This is a genomic window from Bacteroidota bacterium, assembly GCA_039714315.1.
Lineage (GTDB): Bacteria > Bacteroidota > Bacteroidia > Flavobacteriales > JADGDT01 > JADGDT01.
In genome coordinates this window covers 1-8840 of the sequence record JBDLJM010000131.1, presented here as the reverse complement: position 1 = coordinate 8840, position 8840 = coordinate 1, and the positions used below count along the sequence as shown (strand labels likewise).

Below are 8840 nucleotides of genomic sequence, written 5' to 3'. Positions count from 1 at the left end.
ATGGAGCTTAGTGTAGTGGTATCTGTTAATTATAGGTGCAGAGCATCGAAATATAGTTCGCCCGGATGGCAGCGGCAGCCTTTGTTTGGGATAGCTTGTGAGAAATATATTTTGGCGGCTGAGCCATAGCGAAGACCCCGAAATGTTATTTTCGAACTGCTATGCCGGACAAAGCTATAGCGGAGAGACGGAAATAGCGCCAACTATACTATTTAATAAATATATACATATGAAAATTATAGGACAATTAGCAATAATCTTAGCTGTTTACATGCTGGGGGTAGCATTAGAGAGTTTTTTTTCTTTAACTGTTCCCGGAAGTATAATCGGGATGTTAATAATGTTGTTATTGCTATATCTGCGTATACTAAAGGTTGAGCATATAAAAGAGGTATCAGCTTTTTTTCTGAATAATATGATGTTCTTCTTTATTCCTGCTACTGTTAGTATTATGGTTAGTTACCACGCTCTGGACGGAATGTTTGGAGAAATAACTTTATTGATAATTCTGTCAACTTTGTTAACTATAATACCTACTGCATTGATCGTACAGTTTATGGCAAAAAGGAAGGATGGAAGAGTAGACAGGAAATAAATGCCTGCCGGGAATTTCCTGCATCTCAGCTTAGCATTCAAAAAACTAATGTATCAGAAGATATGAACGAAATAACTTTAAATCCCGTATTTGGATTACTACTTACGCTTTTGGCCGGATGGCTTGGTGTAAAAATACGCGACAAAGCGGGGAAGCTTTGGTTAAATCCTATGCTGATATCGGTAGTTATAGTAGTTGTCTTTCTGAAAATGACTGATATTCCATATGAGAGTTATAAAGCAGGAGGTGATTTAATCCATATGTTCTTAGGTCCGATAACAGTATTGCTGGCAGTTCCCTTATATCAAAACAGGAGGTATTTGAAGAAGTATTCGAAAGCTATTATGAGCGGTATTGTTGTTGGTTCAATTTCGGCTTTGGTATCTGTTATTGTGTTTTCGAAAATTTTCGGTCTGGATGAATATATTATGAGGTCAATTTTGGGAAGATCTGTTACTACTCCTATAGGTATTGCCATATCTGATATGTTGGGAGCCAGCAATTCGATAGTAATATTGTCTATAAGTATAACCGGAATCTTCAGTATTCTAATAATTCCTTTTATATATAAACTTTTCCGAATTAGCCACCCAATTGCCAGAGGTGTTGCTCTTGGAACTGCTGCTCACGCCATTGGAACTGCAAAAGCAATGGAGTACGGGAAACTGGAAGGAGCTATGAGTGCTCTTTCGATAGGGCTGGCGGGAATATTTACCGTAGTTTGGGTAGTAGTACTCAATGCTCTGGAATTTATATGATGTAATCGATGCTATTCGTTTTTGCAAGGGAGTATGTACTGTACTATTTATCCTTGAAAAGAGCAAAGAACTATATGTTAAAAACGTAGTTTCTTAAAATAACACACCTTTTTTTGATTTTTTGTCGAAATATTCCAAAATCAAAGTTTTTTTTAGATTTCATTTTGAAAGTAATTTAAAATAAGAGCTCTGTTTTGCGGCTTTATGATGGATATATAGCAGATATTCGATGGTTTTGTGAAAAATAAGTTACACAAATACTTAAAAATGATAAAGATTTAAGGATGTGTCAATGAGGTGTGATTTCGCGAAAGGCTTGTGAAATTAGGTCATTCAGATGTATGCTTGCGGTGGTAGTTTCACTTTTAAATCTTATACAGCTTTAAAAGTGAAAAAGTATAAGTGTTTGGGCGTTAAAATCTGATAATCCGGTATTTTTTTGAAGAAGTAAAAATATGATTTAAAATATCTTTGTAATGTTCAGATTCAGAATAAAAATTCATGAATCGGGATATTAAGAAAGATTGAATATCATTTTTGAAAGATATATAGTTATGTTATTAGAAGGAAAACCAAAGGTACAGTTAAACGACGAGGCAATAGGCTTCGTTAATTTGTATGCTGCATTGGGTGAAAGAGCTGAAAGTTTTTTACCTAACAGGATTTTTGAAAGCCTTAAAAGTTTTGTTCGTCTTTGTTACGAAGAGCCAATTGATCCTGCCCGTCAGCAGTTGGAAATAAACAAATACGTACTTGAATTAAAAGAAGCAATCCCGGGATACATCGATGTTCAGTTGATGATTTATCCTACCGAGGATTCGAAAGCGTTTATCTATAATGCTCAACGCGGTAAGTTCCAGGGTCGTCTAAACGAGATGATAGATCAGGAGCTTGTTGACAAAAAGACAAAAACAGAAGTTAAGCGTATTGTAGGTGCTCCGAACTTTTCGATAGGTACACCGCCTGTAACTGAGCATACTCTCGATTTTCTTTATGATGTTTTCTTAGGAGATAAGGTAAGTGATATTCGCAAGTTTCGCGATGTTATTGGTGTAAAAGGAGATATTGAAGAGGCACAGTGGAATTATTTCCTTGATGTACTTGACCAAATGGTAAATCAAAGTACTCACTATACAACAAAGGCAGAAAAAGACAACTTCCTTAACCGCAGCGAATCGTCAATAAACTTTAAAGGATTGAACGGATTTATCCGCACAGTTGTTTCAGGTCCTTCTGATACTGCAATAAAACTTATAGCAGGAGAGGTTTTCTCTAAAAATGCTGTTAAGGTAATTGAGTGGGATGACGAACAAAGAGTTTACGATCAGATAAACGAAGACAGTACTTCGGTGTTTGCTGTTAAAGTAAAACACATGCGTACTAACTACTTTAATAAGTTTCGTTGGTTCCCGTTATTGTCGCGTATGGTGTTTATCGATGACTCTATAGAATCGCAAAGTACAAACACAACTTTGGTTTGGGCTCTTCACAACGATATTGTAGCTACACTAAATAAAGCTCACAATAAAAAATTAGGTGCTCTGGCAAATTCTCAGGCAAACCTGCGCTTAATTTTAGATAAAGTTAATTCAGATTCATTGTCTCATTTCGCAGAGAGAATCGAATTGAAAATTTCGGATTACGAAGAGGAACTGTTAAAACTTAAAGAAGATCAAAATGCCGATCCTGCTGATAAAAAACAGGAGTTATCGATGTTTAAGTTCGACAGTTTTGCCCGTCAGATAATAAAAGATAAATACACTCTCAGCAAACTTGGATCATACATCGAATTTGTTCAAAGAGTAAAAGATAATAAGCAACACGCAAAAGTTAACAAAGAGCTTATAAGTGAGTTCGAAAATCGCTCTGTAAAATATTTCTACGGAAATAACGACAGTGTTCAAATTGCAACAGTTGTTGAAGGTGGCGGACGTAGCCAGATAAAAACTTACGGTGAGTATTTGCTGGACCGAAAACTTGCACCGGTAGATGCTGATTTGGCAGAGCGTTGTGAAGTTATTCTGGATGTTATTCCAACTAACTACGAGCGTACACTTCAAAATCATTTCCACAAAAACTTTGGTGTTAACTTATTCTTAGAAAAATACAAGCAGTATTTAACTAAGATCGAAAATGAAGCAGATAATAAAGGACGTTTCCACAACTTCCTTATCGACCTTGGAATTTTCGAAAAATATGAGGCATTAGGAGCTAAGCAACAAACAATAATTAAAGAGTTTATTGCAGGTTTAGGGAATCTTGACCACACATCGGTTGGTGATGATGTTCAGATGATTATTCGCGATTTGTTGTTTAACCCGGTTAAGCCAAATCCGTTTATCTTCATCAACAGCGAAGCTTCGTGGGAGTATAGAGATTTATTCTCTTATGAGCATTTCGACATCAATCCATTTGATATAGAGATTGAGTTGAAGCCTGATGGTCGTGTTGATTACGAGCGTTTACAGAAGAAGCTTGAAACTATCAAAGTTACTTTCCAGTTGTTCGACGAAAGCGGACGTCTTTGGGACAGATTCTGTGAGAATTCTACTTTGGTTATAAACGATCCAAGTAATCCGACAGGTTTAACAGATTTCAATAACGAGAGTTTAATTAAGTTCCTAAAATTCTTAAACAACTCAAAGATTACTTTATTCCTTGATGAGGCATACAACGATGCTGTAAAAATTGAGGATGAGGACGAACCAAAATGGCGTACAATTTCACGTTATATAATGAACAACATCGGAACTTATTCTAAAATTTCGATGGTGTCTTCTATTTCAACTACTAAAAACTTAGGAGCTACAGGAGACAGATTAGGTTCGTTAATTGCATCGCCTGCCTGTATAGCGGTAACTGATTACGCAACAAAGCAGTTTGCTCCCGAAAAAGGTAATTCAAATTCGTTGTACTTACTGAACAATGTACTTGAGGTTGCACAGCGTGCCAAAAAGATTAAAGATCAGTTGGAAGAAAGTCTTCCAAAAGATGCGTCGAGAACAAAAATTAAAACTCAGATAGAAAAGTACATTTTTGCCGAAAATGCAAATTGTGCCAACTATAAAGAAAATCCATCAAAGGTTGCCCGTACTTCGATGTTCGAAGGATCGCCATTACATATATTCCTGTTAGAAGAATTACTTTCGCTCGACAAGCTTGATGTATTGGAATTGCCTGATGATTTCAAATATAAGGGAGAAGCTTTCTTCAGTTATTTCTCTAAGAACCTTGTAAAAGGATTGAATAATTTCCGTATCAATAAAGCATTCCGTAACGAGTCGCTTAAGCGTTTGAAACTCGCTAAGGAAGTTGCCGAAAAGGTATTGGAGAAAAGAGGAGCCGATTATGTTTCTATACTCGATTCTGACGGATCTTACTTATTCAATTTAGTATTAAAAGATTTCTTCTCGTATCAGGAACTTGAATTGTTCTCAATGCGTTTGGCTAAAGAAAGAGGAATTGCTGTAATTCCTTATCAAACAGGATTTGTACGTTGGTCGCTTGGCGACTACCTTGAGGGTACTCCCGGAAGCTATAAAGCTTTTGCCAAAGAATTTGAAAACGGACTTGATATATTCCTTAAATATTGGGAAGTATACTATGCAAAACGTAAAACACCGGAAAACAGGGATAAGGAAGCAGTTGATATTCTTAACGATATTTTTGCAGGAAAAGAAGAAGATTTCCTTGATGGTGTAATAGCTGATTTCGATTTGATAAAAGCTATCGATAAAAAGACAAATGTTAGCTTACGTATTTCTGATATTAAATCGTTATACGCTGCAACGCCCCGTAAGAGTGGCTTAACGATCAACTCTATTGGCGGCAGTAAAAATGCTATGTTGGAATTCTACGAAACAATCGGGGAGTACACAACATTACCTGAGTTCTTAAACTCTAAAGCATTTACTAAGCTTTACGAAAACTTATTGCCACAGTTCTACAAAAATATCCCTGCGTTGCGCAAGATGGATATCAACCTGGTAATAGCGCGCTACGGTAAGCCAACATTGTTGAAATATATTGACTCAAAAGTTAACTTCCAGCCAAATCCGTACATCCTCGACGATCCGGATGAGATGTTGATAATGAGTGAGATTCTTTTAGAATTAGAGAAGATTTTGTTCTCTGATGCTAAATTCAAATTCCTTACTCTTGAGGCTAACGAAAAAGATATAAACGGCGATTTTGCACGTTTGGAAGGTTACAATATTGTACTTCGTAAATTCTTCAGAGAATTACTATTGCACTTCAACCTGCCATTCGATCAGGAAGCAAAAGAGCCTGTGTTAAAAGAGCTGTTCTATAAAGCTGCCGAAAAGCAGGAGTTTATTACAGGTAAGCAATTTGCCGATCTCAGACTTGAAGACAGGGTAAAAGAGCTTAAAGGAGAATTGCGCGATAATAACGACGATTTGTGGAGTACATTCGGAAACAAGAACCTTACTCAGCAGTTTGATGTTATTGACGAGTATATTTTTGGAACTGAAGACAAAACCGAGCAGTTATTCAGATATTATCTGATAACAAGAGGTGAGGAATTCTCAGCTCTGCTTAGCGATTCTGCAGCGCATTTCAACAAGCAACTGGAGGCATTGGAAGATCTGGAAGTTAAAATGATTTCTGAAAGTATAGCCAATACTCTTTACAAAGCAGAACTTGATAAGATTGTTTCTATTTTAGACCGAAGAGCGTTAGAGAAAGTAGTTAACGACGATGTAGAAGTAGCCGGTCGTAAAATGGTATTGTTCTTAAACGGAATGTTGAATAAATCGTTTGGAACATCGTATTACAACCGTTACAATCACTATATGATTAAGTTGTTGGCCGCTGAGTTTGTAGCTCAGAACTCGAATAAAAACGAGATGGTTCAGCACGGTATTACAATTTTCAAAGACTACGAAATGGAAAACAAGTCTTTGGAAACTCACAACGGAGGTGCTTTAAACTGGATTAACAAAGTAATGACCCGTACAGGTGTTATTGCTGCCGAGAAAGATGTTCAGATTATTACACGTTCAAATACTGATGCCAAAAAACGTGAATTCCCATTCTTTAAAGTCGACAGAGTTGAAGAGCCTGTTATTATAAAAGACGGAGAAAAACAAAACGATGTAGAGTTTGTTAAAAACCTGTCTACTCTTCCATCGTCAGAATTCTTCAACGATCGTATGGCTAAGTTTGTTGATAACATGGACGACGATGATTACCGTTGTAAAATTGTTCAAAATGGACTGGTAAAAGAACTTTACGTTCTTCAAAAATCATACATGAAATATTTGGCAGACAACCTTCGTTTGATGGGAACTGACACTATTTCGCTAAAAGAAGCTAAGAACTTTGTTCCGGATATTATCTTGTTTGCCGGTGCTCCCGAAAAGGTTATTTCTTATCCTCATGTTGGATATTTCGATCTTAAAGGACCAAAAGGAAACATAAAAACTGTAGTAACTCCTCTTCACTTAAAAGGAGATTACTTCGGGAATATCAAAAAGCCCCGTTTAACAATGCTTAATGAGAAAGTGAAAGAAATGGGTGGATACCCTGTTCACGGTTCTCTTTTTGCAGTAGAGGAAGAAGACGGAACAGTGTTTACTATTAAAATTGCCGGAGATTCGGGAGTTGGAAAATCAGAGATGCTTGCTGCAATGCAGTTGAAGTGGTTGAAAGAAGATCTGCCGGGAATTCGTTCAATAAAACTTATTGCAGGCGATATGTTCCACATATTCCCCGATAAAGAAGGAAACCTTTACGGTATTGGTACTGAGGTTGGTGATTTTGCCCGTGTAACAGATTTCGATCCGGCTTACATCTACGCATATCGTACATTATTCGAAAGTGCTGCCGAAAGTAACGTTGAAGATCTTAACTCGCGTGCTACAATTACAGGGTTCTGCGATTTGAGTATGCCTATGAAGATCGATGTAATGCTTACTGCAAGTAACTTCGCAAAAGAAGAAGCAGGTATTAAGCGTTATGCAAACCCTGAGAACTTCCTGATGTACCGCGATTCGCATGGTGAACGTAAAGAGAAGGCAACTTCGGGCGACAACCCTAACTTTGCCCGTACTCTTGCCCGTTATTCGGCCGATAAAGTATTGGTTAACATATTGGCTGAACACGGAAATTACCTCGATCAGATACTTGACTGGGAAGAGATTAAGGCAGAGAAGAAATTCTACCTTGCTTCTACTTACAAGATGATTGACAGAATAGATGTGGAAGAGGTAGTTAATACAATATTCTCTGACCGTGAGTTTAAACACGGAAGTAAAGAATTCAAGGTCGATGAGGTTCGTTTCGATGTAATTAAGAACCGTTTCCGTTTAAATGCAACAGAAATAAATGTTGCAGAAGGCGAAGAAGCAACAACTCATACTCAATTGCTCGATCGTGCATTCTTCAACGGAATATTCAATGCTTTGGCAAGTACACCTGCAGGTAACCCATTCATCAACGAAGATGGTCAGATGGAACAGCGCAAGCAGCTTGTTCATATTATGAAAGGTGGAAATGATGGAAGCCTTAAGGGTAAAAACATCCAGTGTGGAATACTTTCTACTGAGATAGGAAAGTCGGGTAAGGAGATTACAGGACCACAGAAAGCCGCTAAGGATGTAAAAGAATTATTGAGAGAAGTTCGTATTGCAAGTCCCGAAATTAACCAAAACAAAGAGTGGGTTAAGAAAGAGATTATCGAAAAATACGGAGAGTTGTTCAAGCATCACAAGCACAGCCTTGAAGTTTGGCGTTACAATTTCTACCTGTTCCAGTTAGAGCAAATGCGTAAGGCTGAATTCGTGCGACTCGACGATTTAACTCAGGATGTGAAGTTCGATATGCTAAAAGGATTCGAACCACTTCCAAAGAATCACGTGTTTAGTCCGTTGTTGTTAACTCCGGCTATCAACATCGAACTTAACGGTTTCTCTGAAACATACGAGCAGTTGATGTGGTTGCCAAACAACCGCGACTTTGCAGAAGAGTTGTATCAGCAGTGCGATCAGGTTTATATCGCAAAAGGATATCACAAGGAAACAGTTATTAATAACATGGTACTTCAGTTGTTATTGTTAAACGGATTTATAGCTATCGAAGATCTTACAAGAGGTAAGATAACAGAGAAAGCAAACCGCGAAACAATTGCTGCAGCTAAGTTTGCCGCAGTTAAGAAATACGAGGAAATGTTGATTATCGCAAAAACTCCAAAAGCAGCCCCTAAAAAAGACAAAAAAGGAGGTAAGAAGAAGTAATTTATGTTAAAATAACGTCATTCCGACCGAAGCGCAACGCAGTGAAGCGAAGTGGAGAAACGTAAGTTCAGCGTAGCTAAATCTGTTGATCAGAATGACGATAACAAATACAAATCACCACAGTCATTTATTTGATTGTGGTGATTTTTTTTGTGGCCGGCTTAACGCGCTGTCCGTTGTAGTTTTTTGCCGTAAATTATGTTCAGCTAAAATGCTTCGGGGAGCTTCTAA

Annotated in this window: 3 protein-coding genes; all 3 read left to right on the top strand. The window is 37.5% G+C overall.

The genetic code is table 11. From position 1 onward, the window contains the following. Positions 1 to 229: 229 nt before the first annotated feature. Positions 230 to 595, top strand: coding sequence for a CidA/LrgA family protein (locus ABFR62_11455; GenBank protein ID MEN8139035.1), 366 nt, complete (start codon positions 230 to 232; stop codon positions 593 to 595). Positions 596 to 657: 62 nt separating this feature from the next. Next, positions 658 to 1353, top strand: a complete 696-nt coding sequence (locus tag ABFR62_11450) for an LrgB family protein (GenBank protein ID MEN8139034.1) — start codon at positions 658 to 660, stop codon at positions 1351 to 1353. A gap of 554 nt (positions 1354 to 1907) precedes the next feature. Beyond that, complete coding sequence (locus tag ABFR62_11445) at positions 1908 to 8609, top strand: aminotransferase class I/II-fold pyridoxal phosphate-dependent enzyme (GenBank protein MEN8139033.1); 6702 nt, start codon at positions 1908 to 1910, stop codon at positions 8607 to 8609. Positions 8610 to 8840 lie beyond the last annotated feature (231 nt).

Bases quoted from the DNA above. Each gene is read 5' to 3' on its own strand.
- ABFR62_11445 (MEN8139033.1), top strand. From the start codon at position 1,908: ATGTTATTAGAAGGAAAACCAAAGGTACAGTTAAACGACGAGGCAATA.
- ABFR62_11450 (MEN8139034.1), top strand. From the start codon at position 658: ATGAACGAAATAACTTTAAATCCCGTATTTGGATTACTACTTACGCTT.
- ABFR62_11455 (MEN8139035.1), top strand. From the start codon at position 230: ATGAAAATTATAGGACAATTAGCAATAATCTTAGCTGTTTACATGCTG.